At 66.4% G+C, this 24035-nt stretch carries 17 protein-coding genes; 2 read left to right on the forward strand and 15 right to left on the reverse strand.

Annotation, left to right across the window (positions count from 1 at the left end; all coding sequences use genetic code 11):
- Positions 1-7: 7 nt before the first annotated feature.
- Positions 8-187 (reverse strand): hypothetical protein, encoded by a 180-nt coding sequence (locus H1B27_RS26860; protein WP_082821949.1) that lies wholly within the window; start codon positions 185-187, stop codon positions 8-10.
- Positions 188-372: 185 nt separating this feature from the next.
- Between H1B27_RS26860 and H1B27_RS26865 the strand changes: the two genes are divergently transcribed.
- Entirely contained in the window at positions 373-2202 is a 1830-nt protein-coding gene (locus tag H1B27_RS26865; protein ID WP_197968146.1) for an aminopeptidase P family protein, read from the forward strand.
- Positions 2203-2498: 296 nt separating this feature from the next.
- Positions 2499-3773 (forward strand): multidrug effflux MFS transporter, encoded by a 1275-nt coding sequence (locus H1B27_RS26870; protein ID WP_197968147.1) that lies wholly within the window; start codon positions 2499-2501, stop codon positions 3771-3773.
- A 117-nt stretch (positions 3774-3890) separates the two neighbouring features.
- Here H1B27_RS26870 and ligA read toward each other — a convergent pair whose 3' ends face one another.
- From ligA to murD, 14 genes are all read right to left on the reverse strand, one after another.
- Complete coding sequence (ligA, locus tag H1B27_RS26875; RefSeq protein WP_197968148.1) at positions 3891-6044, reverse strand: NAD-dependent DNA ligase LigA; 2154 nt, start codon at positions 6042-6044, stop codon at positions 3891-3893.
- 179 nt (positions 6045-6223) lie between these two features.
- Positions 6224-7912, reverse strand: coding sequence for a DNA repair protein RecN (recN, locus tag H1B27_RS26880; protein WP_197968149.1), 1689 nt, complete (start codon positions 7910-7912; stop codon positions 6224-6226).
- A 13-nt stretch (positions 7913-7925) separates the two neighbouring features.
- On the reverse strand, positions 7926-8816 hold the full coding sequence (locus tag H1B27_RS26885; RefSeq protein WP_028177055.1) for an outer membrane protein assembly factor BamD: 891 nt from the start codon (positions 8814-8816) through the stop codon (positions 7926-7928).
- A 246-nt stretch (positions 8817-9062) separates the two neighbouring features.
- Positions 9063-10025 carry a UDP-3-O-acyl-N-acetylglucosamine deacetylase gene (gene lpxC / locus H1B27_RS26890; RefSeq protein WP_061877578.1) on the reverse strand — a complete coding sequence of 321 codons (963 nt, stop codon included), beginning with the start codon at positions 10023-10025 and terminating at the stop codon, positions 9063-9065.
- 360 nt (positions 10026-10385) lie between these two features.
- Complete coding sequence (ftsZ, locus tag H1B27_RS26895; protein ID WP_197968150.1) at positions 10386-12173, reverse strand: cell division protein FtsZ; 1788 nt, start codon at positions 12171-12173, stop codon at positions 10386-10388.
- 90 nt (positions 12174-12263) lie between these two features.
- Positions 12264-13586, reverse strand: a complete 1323-nt coding sequence (gene ftsA / locus H1B27_RS26900) for a cell division protein FtsA (RefSeq protein ID WP_197968151.1) — start codon at positions 13584-13586, stop codon at positions 12264-12266.
- Positions 13583-14617: a cell division protein FtsQ/DivIB gene (locus H1B27_RS26905; RefSeq protein WP_197968152.1), complete on the reverse strand. Its 1035-nt coding sequence runs from the start codon at positions 14615-14617 to the stop codon at positions 13583-13585. Before H1B27_RS26905 ends, ftsA begins: the two co-directional genes overlap by 4 nt.
- Before the next feature lie 350 nt (positions 14618-14967).
- Entirely contained in the window at positions 14968-15954 is a 987-nt protein-coding gene (locus H1B27_RS26910; protein ID WP_197968153.1) for a D-alanine--D-alanine ligase family protein, read from the reverse strand.
- A 99-nt stretch (positions 15955-16053) separates the two neighbouring features.
- Positions 16054-16974 (reverse strand): UDP-N-acetylmuramate dehydrogenase, encoded by a 921-nt coding sequence (gene murB, locus H1B27_RS26915; RefSeq protein ID WP_197968154.1) that lies wholly within the window; start codon positions 16972-16974, stop codon positions 16054-16056.
- A 367-nt stretch (positions 16975-17341) separates the two neighbouring features.
- Positions 17342-18745, reverse strand: coding sequence for a UDP-N-acetylmuramate--L-alanine ligase (gene murC, locus H1B27_RS26920; RefSeq protein WP_197968155.1), 1404 nt, complete (start codon positions 18743-18745; stop codon positions 17342-17344).
- A gap of 218 nt (positions 18746-18963) precedes the next feature.
- Positions 18964-19794, reverse strand: a complete 831-nt coding sequence (locus H1B27_RS26925; RefSeq protein ID WP_197968156.1) for a class I SAM-dependent methyltransferase — start codon at positions 19792-19794, stop codon at positions 18964-18966.
- 90 nt (positions 19795-19884) lie between these two features.
- On the reverse strand, positions 19885-20985 hold the full coding sequence (gene murG / locus H1B27_RS26930; RefSeq protein ID WP_210343508.1) for an undecaprenyldiphospho-muramoylpentapeptide beta-N-acetylglucosaminyltransferase: 1101 nt from the start codon (positions 20983-20985) through the stop codon (positions 19885-19887).
- 178 nt (positions 20986-21163) lie between these two features.
- Positions 21164-22315 (reverse strand): putative lipid II flippase FtsW, encoded by a 1152-nt coding sequence (gene ftsW / locus H1B27_RS26935; protein ID WP_061877570.1) that lies wholly within the window; start codon positions 22313-22315, stop codon positions 21164-21166.
- Positions 22316-22554: 239 nt separating this feature from the next.
- A complete protein-coding gene (murD, locus tag H1B27_RS26940) occupies positions 22555-23955 on the reverse strand; it encodes a UDP-N-acetylmuramoyl-L-alanine--D-glutamate ligase (RefSeq protein ID WP_197968157.1) in 1401 nt (466 codons plus the stop codon).
- Between the last annotated feature and the right edge of the window lie 80 nt (positions 23956-24035).

Below are 24035 nucleotides of genomic sequence, written 5' to 3' on the forward strand. Positions count from 1 at the left end.
GCTGAGGCTACTCTGCCGGCTTCTCGTCGCGGCGCATCGCGCGCTGCTGCTGCAAGGTGCGCCTCGCGCGGCGCTCGGCTAAACGGTCGATCATTTGGCTGATGAGGCCGCGCGGCTTCTTCGGTGGTGTTGCAGCCGGGCCGCGGCGTACTGGCGGCGAAATCTTCTCAAACGTGAACGCTGGCATCGTGTGTCCCCTCGCCGTTGAGATGAACCACTTGCTCGAATTTCCCTGTTATCCGGACGAAGCGCAACTGCCGCATCCTTACTCCACTCGATTCGAATAGAACTTTTCAAGCACAGTCCATGCCACATGCGACGTAAATGCGTCGAGATTGCGGACCGATCCTCATGATCCTAAAGTGATCCACCATGTTCGAAGCACACTTCCAGACATTCGAGGAGCCGGAGGCCGGTGTCGCATTAACGGCACGGCTGGCCGCACTTCGCGAAGAACTCGCCCGTCGCAAGCTGACCGGCTTCGTGATCCCGCGCGCCGATCAGCAGCAGAACGAGTATGTGCCGCCATCGGAAGAGCGGCTGGCCTGGCTGACCGGCTTTACCGGCTCGGCGGGACTAGCGGTGGTGCTGTCCCAAGAAGCTGCGGTGTTCGTCGATGGCCGCTACACGCTTCAGGCCGCCAAGCAGGTCGATGCAAAGGCCTGGGCCGTGGAATCGCTGATCGACCCGCCGCCGGAGAGCTGGGTGGCGGCGCATCTGAAAGCCGGTGACCGCCTCGGATTTGATCCGTGGCTGCACACTTTTGCGGCAGCCGAGCGCCTGTCCGCAGCCTGCGCCAAGGCTGGCGCCGACCTGGTGGCCGTCGACAGCAATCCGATCGATGCGATCTGGCAGGACCGGCCGCAGCCGCCGCTCGCTCCCGTCGCCGTGCACGGCCTCCAGCATGCCGGCGTCACTGAAGCCGAGAAGCTGACGCAGATCAGGGGCGAGATCGCCAAGCTCGGAACCGATGCGCTGGTGCTGTCCGACAGCCACGCGGTGGCCTGGACCTTCAACATCCGCGGCGCCGACGTCGCGCACACCCCGCTGCCGCTGTCCTACGCGCTGGTGCCGAAGGAGGGACGGCCGACCATCTTCATCGACCACCGCAAGCTCTCCAACCTGACGCGCGACCATCTCGAGCAGTCCGCCGACGTGCGCGGGCCCGATGCGATGGCGCCGACACTGATGGCGCTCGCCAAAAGCGGCGCGGCGATCGCGCTCGACAATGCCACCGCGGCCGATGCGCTGAGCCGGCTGATCGCGGGCGCCGGCGGCAAGCCGGTGCGCGGCAACGATCCGGTCGCACTGCTCAAGGCGGTCAAGAACGCAACCGAGATCAAGGGCACCAAGACGGCCCATGTGCGCGACGCCGTGGCGCTGGCGCGCTTCCTTGCTTGGATCGATCGCGAGGCGCCAAGCGGCAAGCTGACCGAGATCGATGCGGTGGAGGCGCTGGAAACGTTCCGCCGCGATACCGGCGCGCTCAAGGACGTGTCGTTTCCGACCATCTCCGGCACCGGCCCGAACGGCGCCATCGTGCATTACCGCGTCACCCGCAAGAGCAACCGGCGGATCGCGCCCGGCGACCTGCTGCTAATCGATTCCGGCGCGCAATATGAAGACGGCACCACCGACGTCACGCGCACCATGGCGGTCGGCGAGCCCACGGCAGAGATGCGCGACCGCTTCACCCGCGTGTTGCGCGGCCATATTGCGATCGCGCGCGCGGTCTTCCCCGACGGCACCACGGGCGCGCAGCTCGACACGCTGGCGCGGCAATATCTCTGGGCCGCCGGCGTCGATTTCGAGCACGGCACCGGCCACGGCGTCGGCAGCTATCTCTCGGTGCACGAAGGCCCGGCGCGGATCTCGAAGCTCGGCACCACGCCGCTGAAGCGCGGCATGATCCTCTCCAACGAGCCCGGCTACTACAAGACCGATGGTTTCGGCATCCGTATCGAGAACCTCGAGCTGGTCGCCGCCGCCGACATCAAGGGCGCCGAGAAGCCGATGAATGCGTTCGAGACGCTGACCCTGGCGCCGATCGACCGGCGGCTGATCGATGCGGCGATGCTGAGCCGCGATGAGCTCGACTGGCTCAACGCGTACCACGCGCGGGTGAGGGACGAGGTGCGCCCGGCGCTGGACCAGGCGACGAGGACCTGGCTCGATCAGGCCACGGCGGAGCTGAAGGCGTAGAGTCTCACTGCCGCAGCGCGCATGGCGCTACGCCACCGACGCAACGCTCCTTCCTCAACAACGCTGTCATGGTCCGCGAAAGCGGGGCATCCAGTATTCCAGAGACAGAAAACGTAGCACGAGACGCCACCGTGTACTGGATTCCCCGCATGCGCGGGGAATGACAGCGGAGGCTGGCGCGACCATCGTGCCATCATCAGCACCCTCCCGAAATCCGTATAGCCGCATTCCGAAACGCCGATATCCGTCTTGCGCGGGCGCGCTACAGTCGATTCGAATTCGAGAGACGGACACGCATGCACGGCATGATCAGCAAGCCGCCGGGAGCGGCCACCAGCATCGCGACATCGCGCGTCGTGTTGCTGCTGCTGGTCATCATGACCGGGATCGCGCCGATCTCGCTCTACATGCTGGTTCCGGCGCTGCCGGTGCTGGCGACGAATTTCGGCAGCGACATCTCGATCGCGCAGATGACGGTCTCGCTCTACATGGTCGGCATCGCGCTGTCGCAGCTGATCATGGGACCGCTGTCGGACCGGTTCGGACGGCGCCCGGTGCTGCTCGGAGGGCTGGCGCTGATGGTCGCGGCCAGCATCGCCTGCATCTTCGCGCAGAACCTGCCGCAACTGATCGCTGCGCGCTTCTTCCAGGCGCTGGGCGGCGCCGCCGGCATGGTGGTGAGCCGCGCCATCATCCGCGACATCTACGAGCGCGACCGTGTCGCCTCGATGATCAGTCTCGTCATCGCCGCGCTGATGATCGGACAGATGGTGTCGCCGCTCACCGGCGGCCTGATCGAGACCGCGTTCGGCTGGCGCGCGATCTTCTACGCCATCACCATCGCCGCGATCGTCGTCGCCGTGGGTATCGCGGTGGCGCTGCCCGAGACGCGCCGCAGCCGCGCCGCCGGCAGCGGCTTCCGCGGCGACGTCGGCATGCTGATCCGCAATCGCGCCTTCGTCGGCTATGTCATGTGCCAGGTGCTGGCCTCGCAGATCATCTTCACCTTCGCCGGCGGCGGCCCCTACATCGTGGTGACGCAGATGGGACGGACCAGCGCCGAATACGGCGCCTGGTTCGCGACCACGGGCTTTGCCTATCTGGTCGGAAATCTGCTCTGCGTGCGCTTCGCGCCCCGGCACTCGCTGGAAAAGCTGATCTGGTTCGGACTCGGCCTGCAACTCTGCGGCAGTCTGCTGAACCTGCTGTGGAGCTTCACGGGCTGGAACGAAGCGCCCGCCTGGCTGTTCGGAACGCAGATGATCGTGATGGTCGGCAATGCGTTCGTGATGGCGAATTCCGCCGCCGGCGCCATCAGCATCCGCCCGGAGGCCGCCGGCACCGCCTCGGGTGCCATGGGTTTCCTCCAGCAAGGCGTCGGCGCGCTGATGTCGCAATTCGGCGCCTATCTCGGCGGCCATTCCGCAACGACGCTGCCGCTCACCGCCGCAGTCCTCGCGATCTCGCTGCTCTGCGCCTGCACGATGATCTTCGTCGTCCCTCGGCGCGAGGTGATGGTGAGCGAGACACTGATCGAGAAGGCGGAGGAGGAAGAGACAGGGATGATGTAGGGGGCGCGGTGCTCTCTCCCGCGTCATTGCGAGCGGAGCGAAGCAATCCAGACTGTCACTGCGGAAGGATTCTGGATTGCTTCGTCGCTACGCTCCTCGCAATGACGGAGAGAGACCTCACTCCCCGATCAGCTTCAGCCACTCGTCCTCGGTCAGCACCTGGACCCCGTGCTTGTTGGCTTCCGCGAGCTTCGAGCCCGCGCCGGGGCCGGCGACGACGAGATCGGTCTTCTTCGACACCGAGCCCGACACCTTTGCCCCCAGACGCTCCGCCGTGGCCTTGGCTTCATCCCGCGTCATCTTCTCCAGCGAGCCCGTGAACACCACGGTCTTGCCGGCGACGGCCGAATTGCTCTTCGGCTTCTCGGCATCGACGATCTCGACCTCCTTGGTCAGCCGCTCGACGATGCCGCGGTTGTGGCTCTCGCCGAAATAATCGGCGATGCTCTTGATCACGGTGTCGCCGATCTGGTCGAGCGCGTCCATCTCCGCGATCGCCTCCTCGTCGCCCTTGGCGACCTTGAGGCAGGCGTCGTGGAAGGCCTCCCACGAGCCGTAGCCGCGTGCCAGCGCCAGCGCCGTGGTCTCGCCGACATGGCGCATGCCGAGCGCATAAATGAAGCGTTCGAGCGCGATTCTGCGCCGGCTCTCGATGGCACCGAACAGGTTGCGGACCGAGGTCGTGCCATAGCCCTCGATCTCCTCGAGCTTGAGCTTCGCGTTGCGCTTCTCCAGCGTGAAGATGTCGGCGGGCTCCTTCACCCAGCCCTCGTCGAAGAAGTACTGGAGCTGCTTCTCGCCGAGGCCGTCGATGTCGAAGGCGCGCCGCGAGACGAACAGCTTGAGATGCTCGATCTTCTGATAGGGACAGGCGAACTCGCCGGTGCAGCGGGCGCGCGAGCCCTCCTCGCCCGTCGCGGTCTCCTCGCGCACGACGTCGGTGTGGAGCGGACACGGGCACTTCTTCGGGAAGTGGAATTCCCTGGCGGATTTCGGCCGCTTGTCGAGGACGACGTCGACCACCTGCGGGATGACGTCGCCGGCGCGCTGGATCACGACGGTGTCGCCGATCCTGATGTCGCGGCCCTCGCGCAGCACCTCGCCCTTGTTGCCGATGCCCTTGATGTAATCCTCGTTGTGCAGCGTGACGTTCTGCACGATCACGCCGCCGACGCCGACCGGCTCGAGCTTGCCGACCGGCGTGAACGAACCGGTACGGCCGACCTGGATCTCGATGTCGCGCAGCACCGTCATGGCGCGTTCGGCCGGGAATTTGTGTGCAATGCCCCAGCGCGGCGTGCGCGAGACGAAGCCGAGCCGCTCCTGCCAGTCGATGCGGTCGACCTTGTAGACGACGCCGTCGATGTCGTAGTCGAGCCGCGCGCGCTGCTCCTCGATCGCATGATGAAAGGCGAGCAGTTCCTCGACGGAGTGACAGAGCCTGGTCAGCGGATTGGTCTTGAAGCCGCAGCGCTCGAACCAGTGGATCATGCCGCTCTGGGTCCCTTCCGGCATCGCGCTCATCTCGCCCCACGCATAGGCGAAGAAGCCGAGCGGGCGCGAGGCGGTGATGGTCGGGTCCTTCTGCCGGAGCGAGCCCGCAGCCGAGTTGCGCGGATTGGCGAAGATGGTACCGCCTTCGGCCTTCTGCCGCTCGTTGAGGGCAAGGAATGCCTTCTTGGTCATATAGACTTCGCCGCGCACCTCGCAGATATCGGGAACGTTGCGACCCTTCAGCTTCTGCGGCACGTCCTCGAGCATGCGGATGTTGGCGGTGACGTCCTCTCCGACCGCGCCGTCGCCGCGCGTTGCGGCGGTGACGAGCTCGCCCCCCTCGTAGCGCAGCGACATCGAGAGGCCATCGATCTTCGGCTCGGCGGAGAAATCGACCTTGTCGTCGTCGAGCTTCAGGAAGCGCACGATGCGGCCAACGAAGTCGCGCACGTCCTCCTCGGCAAAGGCGTTGTCGAGCGACAGCATGGGAACGGCATGCCGGACTTTCCTGAAGCGGCCCGACGGCGCCGCGCCGACCTTCTGCGAGGGCGAGTCCGCGGTGACGAACTCGGGAAAGCGCTTCTCGATCGCGTTGAAGCGCTGGCGCAGCGCGTCGTACTCGGCGTCGGTGACGGTGGGCGCGTCCTCTTGATAGTAGCGCTCGTTGTGCCCCTCGATCTCGAGCGCGAGCCGCATGTGCTCGACCTTGGCCTGCGCCTTGGTGAGGTCGGCGACGTCGCGAAGCGGTGTTGCTTTGGATCTTGCTGCTCTGGCCATGGTGCTTGGATACGACGGAGCGGGCGGAAGGGTAAAGGCTTGTGGAAATCTCGTGCCCCGGACGCAGCGCAGCGCCTCTTCGGCGATGCGCTGCAGAGCCGGGGCCCATGCGACGGGAGCTCTGGATCCCGGCTCTGCGGAGCAGCGCTACGCGCTGCACCGCGTCCGGGACACGAGAGTCAAGCCGTTGCCGCCTTGAGCAGCCGTTCCGCAGCGGCCCTCGCTTCCGCCGTGATCTCGGCGCCGGCGAGCATGCGGGCGATCTCCTCGCGGCGGTGGTCGGCGGCGAGCGCATTGACGCGGGTGGCGACGCGCTTGCCCTTGTCGAGGGCGTCCTTGGAGATCAGGAGGTGCTGGTCGGCGCGGGCGGCGACCTGTGGGGCGTGGGTCACGGCCATGACCTGGACCTTGCCGGCAAGGCGCGCGAGGCGCCCGCCGATGGCGTCCGCAACCGCACCGCCGACGCCGGTGTCGATCTCATCGAACACCAAGGTCGGCGCCGAGCCGCGGTCGGACAGCACGACCTTGAGCGCCAGGAGGAAGCGCGACAGCTCGCCGCCTGAGGCGACCTTCATCAGCGGGCCCGGCTTGGTGCCCGGATTGGTCTGGACCCAGAACTCGACACGGTCGAAGCCTTGCGGACCGGGTGCGGCCTCATCGGTCTCGACCTGGGTCATGAACTTGGCCCGTTCGAGCTTGAGCGGCGCGAGCTCGGCATTGACGGCCTTGTTGAGCTTCTCCGCCGATTTCTGCCGCGCCAGCGACAGTTTCTTGGCGGCGGCGGCGTAGCGGCCGTCGGCCTCGATCGCGGCCTGCTCCAGCTTCTTGAGCCGCGAGGCGCCAGCATCGATCAACACGACGTCAGCGGCATATTTGGCAGCAAGCGCGGCGAGGCCGTCGACCGGCGTCGAATATTTGCGCGAGGCGGCGCGAAGGGCGAACAGCCGTTCCTCGATGCGCTCGAGCTCGGCGGGATCGAAATCGGTCGCGGCCAGCGCCGCCTGGAGATGCTGATCGGCTTCCTCCAGCGCGTTGATCGCAGCGTCGATCGCCTTCACCGCAGGCTCGACCAGCGCCGGCGAGTTGACGCCGCGGCGCTCCAGCCGGCGGACCGCCGCCGACAGCGCAGCGACCGGCGAATGATTGCCGCCGACCGCCTCCTGCGCCTCGCGCAGGTCGGAGGCGATCTTCTCGCCCTGCATCATGGTGGTGCGACGCGAGGCCAGCGCGGTCTCCTCGCCATCCCTGGGCGCGAGCTGCTTCAGCTCGTCGGAGGCATGGCGGAGATAATCGGCCTCGCGCGCGGCGCTCTCCATGGCGGCGCGATGCTCCTCCAGCGCGGTATTGGCGGTGCGGCGTGCGTCCCAGAGCGATTCGACCGCCGCGACGTCCTTCTCCAGGCCGGCAAAAGCATCGAGCAGGCGGCGGTGGGTGGCGGCATCGACCAGCGCGCGCTCGTCGTGCTGGCCGTGGATCTCGACCAGGGCGGCACCGACCGCCTTCAGCGTCTGCACGCTGATCGACTGGTCGTTGATGAAAGCGCGGGTGCGACCGTCGGCGAGCTGCACCCGACGGAGAATCATCTCGCAAGACTCTTCGACACTCGTATCGTCGAGGCCGTTCTCGGCGAGGATCTTCGCCGCGGGGTGATTCTTCGGGATATCGAACACGGCAGTGACCTGCCCCTGCTCCGCGCCGTGGCGCACGAGGCCGGCATCGCCCCGGCCACCGAGCGCCAGTGCAAAGGCATCGAGCAGGATGGATTTGCCCGCACCGGTCTCGCCGGTCAAAACCGCGAGGCCCGAGGCGAATTCGATATCGAGCCGTTCGATCAGGACGATGTCACGGATCGACAGACGCGCCAGCATGGAACCAAATTTCCTAGCCGAGACCCATCTTCTTGAAGGTCCGGCTGATCCAGGACCCCTGATTCTCGCTCGGCTCGAGACCGCCGGATTTTACAAGATTATAGGCGTCCTTGTACCAGCGGCTGTCAGGAAAATTGTGCCCAAGCACGGCCGCCGCGGTCTGCGCCTCACCGACGATGCCGATCGCCATATAGGCCTCGGTGAGCCGGAACAGCGCCTCCTCGACGTGGCGGGTGGTCTGGTACTGCGTGACGACGGTCTTGTAGCGGTTGATCGCGGCCGTGTAGTCGCGCTTCTGCGCGTAGTAGCGGCCGACGTTCATTTCCTTGCCGGCGAGCTGGTCGCGCGCACCCTCGATCTTGGCCTTGGCCGAAGTCGCATATTCGGACGTCGGATATTTGCGCACCACCTCTTCCAGAGCGGCGATCGCCTTCTCGGTGCGGGCCTGGTCGCGGCTGATGTCCGGGATCTGGTCGTAATGGGAGGCGGCGATCAGATATTGCGCATAGGCCGCGTCCGGGCTGCCCGGATGCAGCGTGACGTAGCGGGTGGCAGCGCCGATGCAGCCGTCATAGTCGCCGCCCTGATAGGACGCATAGGCCGACATCAGCAGCGATTTGCGGGCCCAGTCGGAATAAGGATGCTGGCGGTCGACCTCTTCGAACTTCTTGGTCGCCGCCTTCATGTCCTTCTTCTCGTTCATGAGGTACAGGCCCTCATTGTAGATCTTGTCGGCGGGCTCCTCGACGAAGGTGTCGTCCTTGGCAGTGAACTTGTCCCAGAGCGAGCCCGTGCCGCAGCCGGCGAGCGGCAGCGCGAGCATGATGAAGGTGACGGCCTGCAGCAGCCCACGGGCTCGCGACGAGACCGAGAAATATCCGCGCGTCATACGCTGTGCCGACATGAGTTTAAGCCCTGACGCCCTGTGATGCGGTGTCCGCCAGCCCACGAACCCCGTCCTGGGCGCGAATTGTAACCGTGGTGCCTGCCATGCGACCACGCCAATGTATCCGACAAACGATCGTAAACCACCGGATAGGCAGGCATTTCGCCCGGATTAAGGCGAACGTGCCGCAATCCTAGCCGATCTTGGTTACCAGGAGTTTCCCGGGTGGGGTCGCCAACCGAACGCCGAGGCGACGGGTCTTTTTCAGGACACGTCCGGTCCGAACGCCGCGGCAACCCGGCCACCGACGATACCGCGACCGACTTCGCCCACGGGACGCGGGGTGCGGCGGGCAGCCTCGCCTTCGACCACGCGCCAAGCGGTACGGTCGGCGAGCAGCGCGGTCAGGACAGCGTGGTTGAGCTTGTGGCCGCCACGCACCGAGCGGTAGGCGCCAAGCAGCGGCAGGCCGGCCAGCGAGAGGTCGCCGATCACGTCGAGCACCTTGTGGCGGGCGCATTCGTCGGCGTAGCGCAGCCCCTCGGGATTGAGCAGCCGCTCATCGTCGAACACGACGGTATTGTCGAAGGAAGCGCCGAGGGCATAGCCCGCGCTCCAGAGCCGCGCGACGTCGCACATCAGACCGAACGTCCGGGCCCGGCCGATTTCGCGGCGGAAACCTTCAGGGTTGAGGTCGAAGACGTAGCTCTGCTGGCCGATGACGGGATTGGTGAAGTCGATCTCGACCTCGACGCGGAACCCGCTGGCGTGCGGCCTGATCTCGCCGAAGGAGTCGCCGACCTTGACCGAGATCGGCTTCAAAACCTGAATGAGGCGGCGCTGCGCCGGCTGGGTAACGATACCGGCCTGGTCGATCGCCGCAATGAAGGCGGCGGCGCTGCCGTCCATGATCGGCACTTCGGGACCATCGATCTCGATGGTAGCGTTGTCGACGCCCATGCCCCGCAGTGCGGCAAGCACGTGCTCGGCAGTGGATACGAGCGGCCCGCTGCGGTCGCCGAGAACGGTCGCGAAGTCGGTCGCCACCACCTGCTCGGCGGTCGCCTGAACTTCGCGATCACTTCCCTCGAGGCCCGTACGGACAAAAATAAAACCTGCGTCGACAGGCGCAGGCCCAAGGGTGACAGTGACGGGAAGACCGGAATGAACGCCTACGCCTGCCACAGAGGCTTGCGCACGAAGCGTTGTTTGCCGGTTGAGTTTCATCAGGAACCGCCCCACTACGACCATCGCGACTTATACAAACCCGCTTCGCCGGCCAGTGCCGACACCCCGCGAATCCGTATCCCCAAGTCACGGCAAACCATAGTCACTGCCTCAAACAGCGCCAACTCACGCTTTTTTACCGATTGTTACCCCAAACCCGCCGTATTCGCGCCAAGGCTTAACCAAATTGAGCCCCGGCTCGAGGCGGTTATCGGCAGTTTTACTGAACCACCGAATGTGTAATTAATGATTTAAAATCAGTTGCTTGGTAGAAAAATCCAGGTCTAGGCGGAAGCAAAGGAAAGGTCCCGGCAAGCTTGCTGCCGGGACCTTTTTCCGTCTGCCTTATTGTAAAAATCCTCAGGTCGCCTGCCGCCGCAGGAAGGCCGGGATATCAAGATGATCGTCACCCTGTGGCGCTGGCGCAACAGGCGCGGGGCGGCCGTGCATATCCAGGCCCTGCGGCGCGGGACGACGGGCATACTCCGATACCGGCTCACTGGATGCGATCTGCTGCGCCACGGTCTTCTGCGGGCGCCGCTCGGGTAGCGGCGGCATGGCGGGGCCGGCGGTGCGGGCGGCGACCGGCGGCTCGCTCTCCTCGTCGCGACGGCCGAGGCCGACATTGGCGAGGCGCTGCAGCAGCGACAGGCGGGTCTTCTGCGGGGTCTCTTCCTCGGCCTCGCCGCGGGCCTGACGAATCTCGGCCTGGGCCGGCATCGGCAGTTCCTCGATACGCGGCATCCGCGGCGCGCGGACCGGCGGACGTTCCGCCTGCGGCGGAATGAAGTTTTCCGGCGTCATTGGCTCCTGCATCGCGACCGGGGCCATGTCAGGCTCCGGAAACAGGGTCGGTTTCTGCGCGATCGGCCGCACGGTGACGTCGCCATAGGTCTGCGTCGGCGCCGGCGGGGCTTCGGCAACGGCAGCGGCGATGGCGGCGAGCGCAGCGCGCTCGACGTTGGGACGGGGCGCGGCAGCACCCGGAGCCGGCGCGGCGGCCGGGCTCTGCGCTTCCAGCTTCTGGGCGCGTTCGGCCAGACGCTGGTTGTCGGCACGGAGCCGCGCGGTCAGGTCGGCGAGACGGCTCTCGGCAACGGCGGCAGGTGCGGCAGCCTGCTGCGCCTGCGGTGCGGGGTTTGCGACGGGCGCGGAAGTCGCCTGGCTGTTGCGGGCGATCGCGGCCTGCTCGATGCCGGTGGCGACCACCGAGACGCGGATCAGGCCGTCGAGGGCTTCGTCGAAGGTCGCACCGACGATGATGTTGGCGTCCTGGTCGACTTCCTCGCGGATGCGGGTCGCGGCCTCGTCGACCTCGAACAGAGTGAGGTCCTTGCCGCCGGTGATGGAGATAAGGAGGCCCTTGGCGCCCTTCATCGAGCTATCGTCGATCAGGGGGTTGGCGATCGCGGCTTCCGCGGCGGTCAGCGCGCGCTTGTCGCCGGAGGCTTCGCCGGTACCCATCATCGCCTTGCCCATCTCGCGCATGACGGCGCGGACGTCGGCGAAGTCGAGGTTGATCAGGCCTTCCTTGACCATCAGGTCGGTGATGCAGGCGACGCCCGAATAGAGCACCTGGTCGGCCATCGCGAAGGCGTCGGCGAAGGTGGTCTTCTCGTTGGCGACCCGGAACAGGTTCTGGTTCGGGATGATCAGGAGCGTATCGACGACCTTGTGCAGCTCGTTGATGCCGGCTTCGGCGGTGCGCATGCGGCGGCCGCCTTCGAAGTGGAACGGCTTGGTCACGACGCCCACGGTGAGGATGCCCATGTCGCGCGCGGTCTTGGCGATCACGGGAGCGGCGCCCGTGCCGGTGCCGCCGCCCATGCCGGCGGTGACGAACACCATGTTGGCGCCCGAGAGATGGTCGCGCAGCTCGTCGATCACCTCTTCCGCCGCCGCGGCACCGACGTTCGGCTGCGAGCCGGCGCCAAGGCCTTGCGTGACCGCCGTGCCCATCTGCACGATGCGCTGCGCCTTCGACATCGTCAGCGCCTGCGCGTCGGTGTTGGCGACCACGAAATCGACACCCTGCAGGCCCGCCGTGATCATGTTGTTGACGGCGTTGCCGCCGGCGCCGCCGACGCCGAACACGGTGATCCGGGGCTTCAGTTCGTGAATATCAGGAACATTGATGCTGATGGTCATGGTTGCTGCCTCTCGATCACGCGCGCGTGGGTTCGCCCCGGCCGGCGGCCGCGGGAGTTGGTGAAAATCGAAGATTGCGGAAAGCCGTCATCAGAAGCCCTCGCGTAGCCATCGTCCGACCTTTCCGAAATATCCGCCGGTCCCTGTCCTGACCTGCTGCCCCGTATGCCGCGGTTCGACATGTTCGAGGTGAACATATTGCGGGTAGACCAGGAGTCCGGCCGGCACCGCGAACGCGGCGTTCTTCGCCTCGTTGGGCAGCCGGCCGAAACCGAGCGGACGACCGACCCGCACGGGCCGGCCGAGAATCTGGGTGCCGAGCTCGACGAGGCCGGTGAGCTGCGAGGCGCCGCCCGACAGCACGACGCGGCCGTTGGGCTCCGAGGCGAAGGGCGAATCCTTCAGCTTGTCCCGAACCATTTCGAAGACTTCCTCGGCACGGTGCTTGACGATGTTGGCGATGGTGGCGCGGGAGACGATCCGCGGCAGATCCTGCTCGTCACCGGCTGTCGGCACAGACATCAGCTCACGCGAGTCCGATCCGCCGGTGATGACGGTCCCGTATAACGTCTTGATTCGCTCGGCATCGGCAATGGTCGCGGAGAGTCCGCGCGCGAGATCCATCGTGATGTGTTGCCCGCCGACCGCAAAACCCGCCGCATGCACGAAACGGCCGCCGGCATAGACGGCGATCGTGGTGGTGCCCGCGCCCATCTCGACGACGGCGGCGCCGAGATCGGCCTCGTCGTCGGTCAGCACGGACAGGCCGGCCACATAGGGGCTCGCCGCCATGGCTTCGACATTGATGTGGCAGCGTTCCACCGCCAGCATCAGGTTCCGCGCCACGGTGGCATCGCAGGTGACGACGTTCATGTCGACGCCGAACTGGTGCGCGACCATGCCGCGGGGATCGCGGATGCCCTTGACGCCGTCGAGCGTGTAGCCGACCGGCAGCGCGTGCAGCACGGTGCGGCCCTCGCCGGTGGCGTGGCGCATGCCGGTGGAGGTGACGCGGTTGACATCGGCCGGCGTCACGGCGCCGCCACGGATGTCCGCGGCGGCTTCGACCAGCTGGCCGGAGAGCCGGCCGCCAGAGACCGACAGCAGCACCGACTCGACCCGCACCTTGGCCATCTTCTCCGCGAGCCCGACGGCCTGGCGCACCGCCTGCTCGCATTCGCCGAGATCGATCACCGCGCCGGCCTTCATCCCGCGCGACTGGATCTGGCTGTAGCCGATCAGTTCCACCGCATGAGTACGGCCGCGCAGCGCATCGCTCGGGGGCGACGGCTTCAGCCGTGCGATCATGCAGGCGATCTTGCTGGTGCCGATGTCGAGGCAGGCGACGATGCCGCCGCGCTTGTGCGGCATCGGGCGCGTCTTCGGCGTCTGGGTACGATCGAGACCGGTCATGCGGAATCCCCGGCCTTCTTTTTCTTCTTGTCCTTGAACTGATCCTCACGCGCCTTGGCGGCGTCCTCCGACAGCTGCACTACCAGCCGATCGGGCAGGCGCATGTCGACGGCGACTATATCGCGGGAGAACAGCCTGTCGTCCTTGTCGAGCTTCGACAACATCGCAAGCGCGTTGCCGACGTCCTGCTCGGGCAGGCGGATGTCGAGGCCGTCCTTGAGCCTCAGGTTCCAGCGCCGCTCGCCAACGAAGATCGCGGCTTTCGTCACCGAATTGACCTGCGGATAGCGCGCCAGCAGCGCCAGGAAATCGCGCGCCTGCGTGTCGGCACCCTTGCCGACCACGAGCGGCAGCGACAGGAAGCGGCGCGAGACGTAGGGTTCGAGCACCGCGCCGTCATCGGCGATGACGGAGAGCCGGCCGGCCTCCTGCCACAGCGCGAACGCCTTCCGCTCGGTGAGCTCGATCATGAGCTGGCCCGGATAGAGCTTCAGCACGGTCGCATCCGCGATCCAGGGATTGGCCTTGAGCTTGTCGCGCACCGCTTCGGCGTCGAGGAACAGCAGCGAGGAGCGGCCGCTGACGCCGCCGATGGCGAGGATCTCGTCCTGGGTGAGCTGCTTGCGGCCGTTGATCACGACCGAGGTGATGCGGAAGCCGGCGGAATTGGCCAGCGCGTTGCGGGCGTTGCTGACCGCGGTGACGAAGTCCTGGAGATGGCCGCCCTTGACGATGCCGAAGCCGCAGCTTCCGATCAGCAGCAGCACGGTCATGCCGAGTCCGACCCGGTGCGGCAGATAGCGCTCGACCAGCGCAACGACGCGCGGTGTCGGCTCACGCTCGACGACGGCCTTGGCCCTGCTCTTGATCTTGTCCTTGGCGGCGGTGCGCGCGGCCTGGAGTCTTTGCTGGCGCTTGTCCTGCACCCACTCGCGCAGAAGCACGACCGCTCCGACAGCGGCCGCCTTCAGGTCAGCTTGGGGCCTCAGCGATCTGAAAAGCGATCGGGTGAGGCTTCCTGCTCCATCCATTGCACGAGCTCGTCAACAGTTTCCCCGCGACAGCGCGCGGATCCTGGCGAACATGACGTCTCGGACCTGCCGGGCCGGGTGCTGGTCTTCAGCAGAAGAAAACCTCTCCCCTTCAAAGCGTTCGCTGGAGGTGACATCACCCGCGACAGCTCACGCGCCGGCAGCCAAAGCGCCATATGCGCCGCCAGCGTTAACCTTCGGACGTCCTGGTAAACAAAAGGTAAAATTCGTTAACGACATGCGCATTTTGCCCCGCGATATCCGGCATTTGTGGCGCGATGTCCGGCATTTTACCGGTTTTGGCCGCCAAACCGGGCGATTTCGCCGATCCGGCCGTTAACCAGTCCCGACTATTTCCGCACGCGCTGCCCGGCGAGCTCGACCAGGCCGCGCAGGAAGTCGACGAACTCGATCCCTGCGGCTTTCAGCGCCTTGGGGTAGAGCGAGGACTTGGTCAGCCCGGGGAGCGTGTTGGTTTCGAGATAGACGAGGCCCTTGTCGGAGACGATGAAGTCCGAGCGGGAATAGCCGGTGCAGGACATCGCGCGATGCGCCAGCATCGCCTGCTCCTCGAGCGCGGCGGTGATCTCGGGTGCGAAGCGGCCGGGACAGATCTCCTGGGTCGACTTCAGGAGATATTTCGCGGCGTAGTCGAAATTGCCCTCGCCCGGAATGATCTCGATCGGCGGCAGCGAGACGATCGAGCCATCGGTGCGCTCCAGCACGCCGCAGGTCGCTTCGACGCCGGCAATATAGGGCTCGATCACATACTCTTCGTGCTTGGCCGCATTGCGGACGGCGACGAGGTCCTGCTTGGCGTTGACGAAGATCAGCCCGTAGCTCGAGCCGTCGCGCGCCGGCTTCGCGATCAGTCTTCCGTATTCGGCGAAGGCCTCGTCGACCTTATCAAGCACAACGTTCGATGGCGGCGTCACGCCGCCGAGGGCGGCGAATCGCTTGGCCGCGAGCTTGTCGAAGGCCAGGTGCGAGGAGGCCGAGCCCGAGCCGGTGAAGGGCACGCCGCGCACCTCGCACATCACCTGCAATTCGCCGTTCTCGGCCCGTCCGCCATGCAGGCCGAGCACCAGCACCCGCCCTTCCGCCTTGGCCTGGTCGAGCGCCTGCTCCAGCGGAATGCCCGATGTGCCCGGCTTGAACTCGTCCTCGAACGGACGGGTGTGTTCGAGCAGCTGCTTCGACTGGACGACATGCACCTTGTCCTCGACGTCCCACCACCAGAGATCGGCCTCGGGCAATGCCTGATGCAGGGCCTGGGCCGACGCGACCGAAACCAGACGCTCCCGGTTGGAGCCGCCGAAAAGAATGGTGATGCGCATTCGCTGCCTCTGTTTCTTTGTCATTCCGGGGCGCGCAAAGCGCGAACCCGGAATCTCGAGGTTCCGGGTTCGGTGCTTCGCACCGCCCCGGAACGACACTCACGCGGACATCCCGATCCGCTTGATTTCCCAGTGTAGCTCGATTCCGGAATTTGCCTTCACCCGTTCGCGCACGGTCTCGCCGAGCGTCTCGATATCGTGCGCGGTGGCATCGCCGGTGTTGATCAGGAAATTGCAGTGCATCTCGGAGACCTGCGCGCCGCCAACGCGCAGGCCGCGGCACCCGGCGGCGTCGATCAGCTTCCAGGCGGAGTGCCCCGGCGGGTTCTTGAAGGTCGAGCCGCCGGTCTTTTCCCGGATCGGCTGCGCAGTCTCGCGATGGCTTTGCACCTCCGCCATGCGCGCGCGGATTGCTTCCGAATCCCTGATCTCGCCGCGAAAGCGGGCGGAGGTGAAGATGATGGAGGCATCGACGCCGCTGTTGCGGTAGACGAACTTCATGTCGGCGTTGGAGAAGACGTGCTTCGTGCCGTCGCGCCCCACACCCCTCGCCTCGATGAGGACATCCTTGGTCTCGCCGCCATTGGCGCCCGCATTCATGCGCAGCGCCCCGCCGATCGTGCCGGGAATGCCGAAGTAGAATTCGAGCCCGCCGATATTCGCGGACGCCGCCACCTCCGCCACGCGCTTGTCGAGCGCGGCCGCGCCGGCGGTGACGACGTCTCCGCTCGCGCTCGCCTCGCCGAAGGCGCGCGGCGCAAGCCGGATCACGACGCCCGCAATGCCGCCGTCGCGCACGATCAGGTTGGAGCCGACGCCGACGACGTAGACCGGAATGTCGCTGTCGAGATGCGCGAGGAAATAGGCGAGATCGTCCTCGTCCGCCGGCGTGAACAGCGCTTGCGCCGGGCCGCCAACGCGAAACCAGGTGAGCTCGGCGAGCGACTGGTTGGCGAGCAGCCGGCCGCGCAAGTCTGGCATCGCGGCTTTGAGAGCGGGTGTGATGTCGGGGAAGCTCATGCCGCCTCCGAGAGTGAGGTAGGCAAGCTGCTTCCGTTCCCTCCTCCCTTGTGGGCAGGCCTATCGCATATGAGCAGTACACCTTCGGGCACGACAATCTCCACATCGTCATGGCCGGGCTTGTCCCGGCCATCCACGCCTTGCCACGCAGCACAAAGAACGTGGATGCCCGGGACAAGCCCGGGCATGACGACCTCTGGTGAAGGCGCAAATGCGATAGCCCTGCCCTTGTGGGGGAGGGTCAGGGAGGGGGGTAGCCCCAAGCGAGAACGGAGTTTGTGGCTACCCCTCTCCCCCACCCTGCCCCACAAGGGGGGAGGGAGCGCAGTGTGCCGCGTGGCGGCATAGGAGCTGCACAAGTGCATGCTCACCCCAGCGCCTTCAACTGGTCCGGCAAGGCGTAGGCCCATTGCGTGATGTTGCCGGCGCCGAGGCACACGACGAGATCGCCGGGCTTTGCGAGCCCCTTGACGATGCCCGCCAGCTCCGATGCCGCCGGCAGCGGGATCACCTCGCGATGGCCGTGGGCGCGCAGGCCGGCGACGAAGTGATCGCGGTCGATGCCCTCGATCGGCGCTTCGCCTGCGGAATAGACATCGGCCACGATCACCGCATCGGCGTCGTTGAAGCAGGTGCAGAATTCCTCGAACAGCGATTGCAGGCGGGTGTAGCGGTGCGGCTGCACCACGGCGATGACCTTGCCGGTGTAGGAATCGCGCGCCGCTTTCAGCACCGCCGCGATCTCCACGGGGTGATGGCCGTAATCGTCGATGATGGTGACGCCGTTCCATTCGCCGGTCTTGGTGAAGCGGCGCTTGACGCCACCGAAACCTGCGATGGCACTGCGGATCGCCTCGTCGGACACACCGAGCGCGTGAGCGACCGCAATCGCCGCCGTCGCGTTGGAGGCGTTGTGCCGGCCCGGCATCGGCAGCGCGAGGTCGGCGATCTCGTGCGTGGTGCCTGCCTTGCGGTCGCGGATCACGACCTTGAACTTCGAGCCGCCGCCGCCCGCGGTGAGATCGACCAGGCGCGCATCGGCCTGCGGATTTTCCCCGTAGGTGATGATGCGGCGGTCCTCGATCCTGCCGACGAGGCTCTGCACCACCGGATGATCGATGCACATCACGGCAAAGCCGTAGAACGGCAGATTCTCGACGAAGTGACGGAAGGCGTCCTGCACGGCCTCGAAGGTCTTGAAGTGGTCGAGATGCTCGGGGTCGACATTGGTGACGATCGCGACATCGGTCGGCAGCTTCAGGAAGGTGCCGTCGCTCTCGTCGGCCTCCACCACCATCCAGTCGCCGGCCCCCAGCCGCGCGTTGGAGCCGTAGGCATTGATGATGCCGCCGTTGATCACGGTGGGATCGAGCCCGCCGGCATCGAGCAGCGTTGCGACCATCGTGGTCGTCGTGGTCTTGCCGTGGGTGCCTGCGATGGCGACGCAGCTCTTCAAGCGCATCAGCTCGGCCAGCATTTCGGCGCGGCGCACCACGGGAATGCGCCTCTCGCGCGCCGCCATCAATTCCGGATTGTCGCGCTTGATCGCGGAGGACACGACCACGACCTCGGCTCCATCGACATTCTCGGCCTTGTGGCCGACCGAAACCTTCGCGCCCTTCTTGCGCAGACGGTCGAGATTGTAGTTGTCGGAGGCGTCCGAGCCCTGCACGGCATAGCCGAGATTGACCAGCACCTCGGCGATGCCGCTCATCCCGATCCCGCCGATCCCGACGAAGTGGATGGGTCCGATCTCGCGCGGCAGTCTCATGGCTGTATCTCTGTCTAGTCCGGCTGCGGCCGCGGCATTACCCCCGTCGTGGCCGGCCAGCGGCGAATCTCCTCCACTTCATGCAAGACCGGACGGATCGGGACAAGCCCGGTGCGGCCTCCAAACGAGGTAATTTCCCGCTTGGATGCCCCATTTTGGCCGGTTTCGCGGGCCGCGAGACCCGCATTCGGAGCACGGGGACCATGTCGCCGCTGCGGTCAGAGGGAGCCGGTTCGCGCGACCGCCTCATCCTGGAGATCGAGCACGTGAAGATAGTTGCGCAGGCGATTGGCCTCGAGCGCGCCAATGAGCTTGTTCTGATGATACGGCAACAGGAGATCGGCGAGCGGCGCGCTCCAGGGCGCGTCCAGATCGAAGATCACCCCGAGCCCGAATACGGCCGGGATCTCGGCAAAGCCGAGCTCGCGGCCGCCCCTGAGCGCGTCGGCCAGAAAGTCGTCGATCGCCGTCATCACGCCGTTGCGCGCACCGCCGGAGACCTCGGCAAACGCGAACTGGCCCATGCCGCGAAAGCCGCGCCCTTTGACGAGGGCTGCCTGACCGGGAACCGCACCGGCGTCAAAGCTGTAGGCGTGGCGATACTCGGCTGGAATTCGCTCGGGCGCATAGTAGAAATCGCGCCGACCACACGGCCAGCCGATGTCGTGCACGAAGACCAGAAGCGGCTTGCCGGCGCGACGGCTGATCGCATCGATGTGGCCGAGCTCGTTGTAGACCGTGTACCAGTTGTGATCGCCATCGACGACCCAGGCATCGGCCTCGTCAACATCGGCGAACGCCTCCAGGCTCGTTTTTGCGAGATGGCGAACGTCCGGGCTGATCTTCAGCCACTCCATGAATTCGTGCTTCGGCGCGGGATCGACGGCGGTGAGGTGTCCGCCGCGCTCACGACAATGCGCGGCAAGGAAAGGCGACATGCCACCATATTCCGAGCCGATCTCGACGATCTCGCGCGCATCCGCGAGCCTGAGTGCCTCGAGGACCAGATCGGAAAACTCCGCGAGGGAGTGAATCAGCAGGCCTGCCACCAACAAATCCTCCACCGGGCACGATTGAACCTGCCGCGCGTGCGACCATCGAGCCGAGCGACCCATGTGCAAGCTTGAACGGCGCGGAGGCTAAATTCCGGCGGTCTTCACCACGAGGTCCGCGAGCCTCTCGGCCGCGTCGAGCCGCCCTGCCCCCTTCGCGGCCGCGGCCATCGCGGCGAGGCGCGCGGGCTCGGCGGCCAGGCCGGAGATCTCAGTGGCGAGACGATCGGAGGTGAACTCGGTCTGCGGGATGCGGATCGCGCCGTCGACCTTGGCCAGCACGCCGGCATTGGCGAACTGGTCCTGGTCGATCGAGCCGGGCAACGGCACCAGGATCGAGGGCCGGCCAATCGCCGCGAGCTCGGCGACGGTACCCGCGCCGGAGCGCGACACCACGAGATGGTTGGAGGCGAGCCGCGCCGGCAGATCCGTGAAGAACGGCGCGAGCTCCGCCTTGATCTTGAGCTTGTCGTAGACAGCGCGCACGCGGCTCATGTCCTCTTCGCGCACCTGCTGGGTGAGAACGAGGCGGCTCCATAACGCAGGCTCGAGCCGCTCGATCGCACCGGGTACGATGTCGGCCATGATGCGCGCGCCTTGGCTGCCGCCGACGACGAGCAGGCGCAGCGGACCATTCACTTCGGGGGGGCTATACTTTACCGCAGCGGCGGCGAGAACCGCCGGCCGCATCGGGGTGCCGACAGTCGTGGTCTTGCCTGCCAGCGCCGGATCGCGGTCGAGCACGCCGGGCAAGGACGTTGCGATGGCGCGCACGTGCCGCGACAGGAACCGGTTGGCGCGGCCGAGCACCGCATTGGCGTCATGGATGATGCCGGGCACGCCTGCGAACCTGGCTGCGACGAGCGGCGGCAGCGTCGGATAGCCGCCGAAGCCGACGACGGCGACGGGCTTCAGGCGCTTGATCAGGGTGTAGGCAGAGAACGTGCCGGCGGCGAGCGTGAAGCCGGCATAGGCAAGCTGAAACGGATTGCGGCCGCGCGCGGTCTCGCTTGCCACGACGTCGATCATGTCCTTGCTGAACAGCCCGCTATAGCGCAGCGCGCGCTCGTCCGTGACGAGGCGGACGCGAAAGCCGCGCCGGATCAACTCAACGCCGAGCGCCTCGGCCGGAAACAGATGGCCGCCGGTGCCGCCCGCGGCGAGAAGAATCAGGGGGGACGTGTCCATGATGAGGGGGTTTTACAGGGAGTTTCCCGTCATTGCGAGCTGGCTGCGCGGCGCTCGTGCCCCCGGGCGTAGCGCAGCGCGTCGCTCTCGGCGACGGGGTGCGCTGCTGAACCGGGGCCCACGCCGCGGCAGTCTGGGTCCTGGATCTGCGCTTCGCTTGTCCGGGACACGAGGGCGGTTATGCATAACTCCGCATCGCCTCGGCGTGGCCGCTGGCTTCGACCTCGGTACGCGGGCGCAGCCGCGTCAGCGCCAGCATCATGCCGACGCCATAGGCCAGCGACACAATCGAGGAGCCGCCATAGGAGATGAACGGCAGCGTCATGCCCTTGGCCGGAATCAGCTGCAGGTTCACCGACATGTTGATCGCGGCCTGCACGCCGAACAGGATCGCAAGTCCCGAGGCCGCAAAGCGCGAGAACATGTCCTCGTTGGCATAGGCCCGCGACAGCGTGCGGATGACGACGAAGGCGAACAGCGCCAGCATCGCAAGGCACAGGATGATGCCGAACTCCTCGGCGGCGACTGCGAACACGAAGTCGGTGTGGCTGTCCGGCAGGCTGCGCTTGGCGATGCCCTCGCCCGGCCCGAGGCCGAACCAGCCGCCGTTGTAGAAGGCTTCCATGGCGGTATCGACCTGGAAGGTGTCGCCGGAAGCCGGATTCATGAAGCGCCTGATGCGGCCTGCGACATGCGGAACGAACAGATAGGCGCTGAACAGGCCGGCCGCCCCCAGACCCGCGAGGCCGAATACCCAGATCATGCGCATCCCTGCGATGAAGAACAGCGAGCCCCACACCATCAGGACCAGCATGGTCTGGCCGAAATCAGGCTCCATCACCAGCAGCGCGACCAGCATCAGGAGCAGCACCACAGCCATCGAGGTCGCCGGCATCTCCGGCCGCCTGGTCGATTCCGCGAACAGCCAGGCGGCGATGACGACGAACGACGGCTTGGCGATTTCGGAGGCCTGGATGTTGACGCCGAGCAGCGTGATCCAGCGCCGCGAGCCCTTCACCTCGGGGCCGATCGCGAGCGTGAGCACGATCAGGATGATGCTGATCGCGAAGATGATGAGCGCGCTGCGGCGGATGGCGCGCGGCGACAGGAAAGACACGCCGACGAGCACGATGCAGGACGGCACCAGGAACAGCACGTGGCGGCTGAAGAAATGGAAGGGATCGAGCCCGATGCGGGTCGCAACCGGCGGGCTCGCCGCCAGCGACAGGATCACGCCGGTCAGCATCAAGGCCAGGATGGCGCCCATCAGCGGCTTGTCGACGGTCCACCACCACTCGGAAAAGGGGGTGCGTTCTTCACGGGAGAGCATGGGCGGCCGCTTTCGGACGGAGGTCGGTCCATTGGTCGCCGAGGTTGGTTACCGGAGGGTTAAGGAAGTGCGGATGTTTGGAGATGATCTTGGCCTCGCCACAAGACACACTGTCATGCCCCGGCTTGACCGGGGCATCCAGTACGCCGCGGCTTCTCGGTCAATCACAAACGTCTCTGGAATACTGGATCGCCCGCCTTCGCGGGCGATGACGGCGGAGCAAGGAGTAGCGGCGCGCCCTACACCACCGGCTTCACACCGGGCAGCGCCTGCACCAGCTCGCGGAACTTGGTGCCGCGGATCTCGAAATTGCGGTACTGGTCGAACGATGCGCAGGCGGGCGACAGCAGCACGACGGCGTCGGTGAGCCCCGAGGCCTCTGCATCGCGCGCGGCGTGCTCGACGGCGACGTCCAGCGTCTGGCTGATCTCATGCGCGACCTGCGTGCCCAGCGTGCCCGAAAATTCCTGCGCGGCCTCGCCGATCAGATAGGCGTTGCGGATGCGCGGGAAGAAACCGGTCAGGCCAGTGATGCCGCCGGCCTTGGGCTTGCCGCCGGCGATCCAGAAGATGTCGGCAAAGGACGACAACGCGTGGGCGGTGGCGTCGGCGTTGGTGCCCTTGGAATCATTGACGAACAACACGTTGCCGCGGCGGCCGACCTGCTCCATGCGATGGGCGAGGCCCGGAAAGCTGCGCAGGCCATTCTGAAGCACGTCGAGGCTGATGCCCATCGCAAGCGCAGCGGCAGCGGCGCAGGCCGCGTTCTGCGCGTTGTGGAGGCCGCGGAGCGAGCCGATGCCGCCCAGCGCGGCGACCTCGCTGCGGGCGCCGCCCGCGGCGCGCACGATGGTGCCGTGCTCGACATAGATGCCGCTCGCCAGCGGGTTCTTGACGGAGATGCGCACCACGTTCTTGCCGGCGCGGTCGAGCCGGTCGGCGACATCGCGGCAATAGCCGTCGTCGACGCCTACGATCGCGGTGCCGCCCGCCTGCACGCCGGCAACGAGGCGCTCCTTCACGGCGGCATAATGCTCGATCGTACCATGCCGGTCGATATGATCCTCGCTGACATTGAGCAGGATGCCGACGGAGGGATCGAGCGAGGGCGTGAGGTCGATCTGGTAGGACGACATCTCGATGACGTGGACGCGGCCCATGCGCGGCGGCTCCAGCGACAGGATCGCGGTGCCGATATTGCCGCCCATCTGCGTGTCATAGCCGGCGACTTTCGTGAGGTGCGCAATCAGCGCCGTCGTGGTCGACTTGCCGTTGGTGCCGGTGATGGCGACGAACGGCGCGTCCGGCGCGTGCCGGCGCCGCTCGCGGCAGAACAGCTCGATATCGCCAATCACCTCGACCCCGGCCTCGCGCGCCTTCAGCACGCTCCAATGCGGCACCGGATGAGTGAGCGGCACGCCGGGCGCGAGCACGAGCGCGGCGAAATTGGTCCAGGAAACGTCGCGCAGATCGGCGGTGATGAAGCCGGCCTGCGCGGCCTTGGCGACGTTCTCGGCATTGTCGTCGGCGGCGATCACTTCAGCGCCCCCCGCCTTCAGCGCGTGGCAGGAGGCGAGCCCGGAGCCGCCGAGGCCGAACACCGCGACCGTCTTGCCGGCGAAGGAGGTGACGGGGATCATGATCCCTCCTCTGTCATTCCGGGGCGCCCGGAGGGCGAACCCGGAATCTCGAGATTCCGGGTTCTCGCTTCGCGAGCCCC

The organism is Bradyrhizobium diversitatis (assembly GCF_016031635.1).
In the GTDB taxonomy this organism is placed as follows: domain Bacteria; phylum Pseudomonadota; class Alphaproteobacteria; order Rhizobiales; family Xanthobacteraceae; genus Bradyrhizobium; species Bradyrhizobium diversitatis.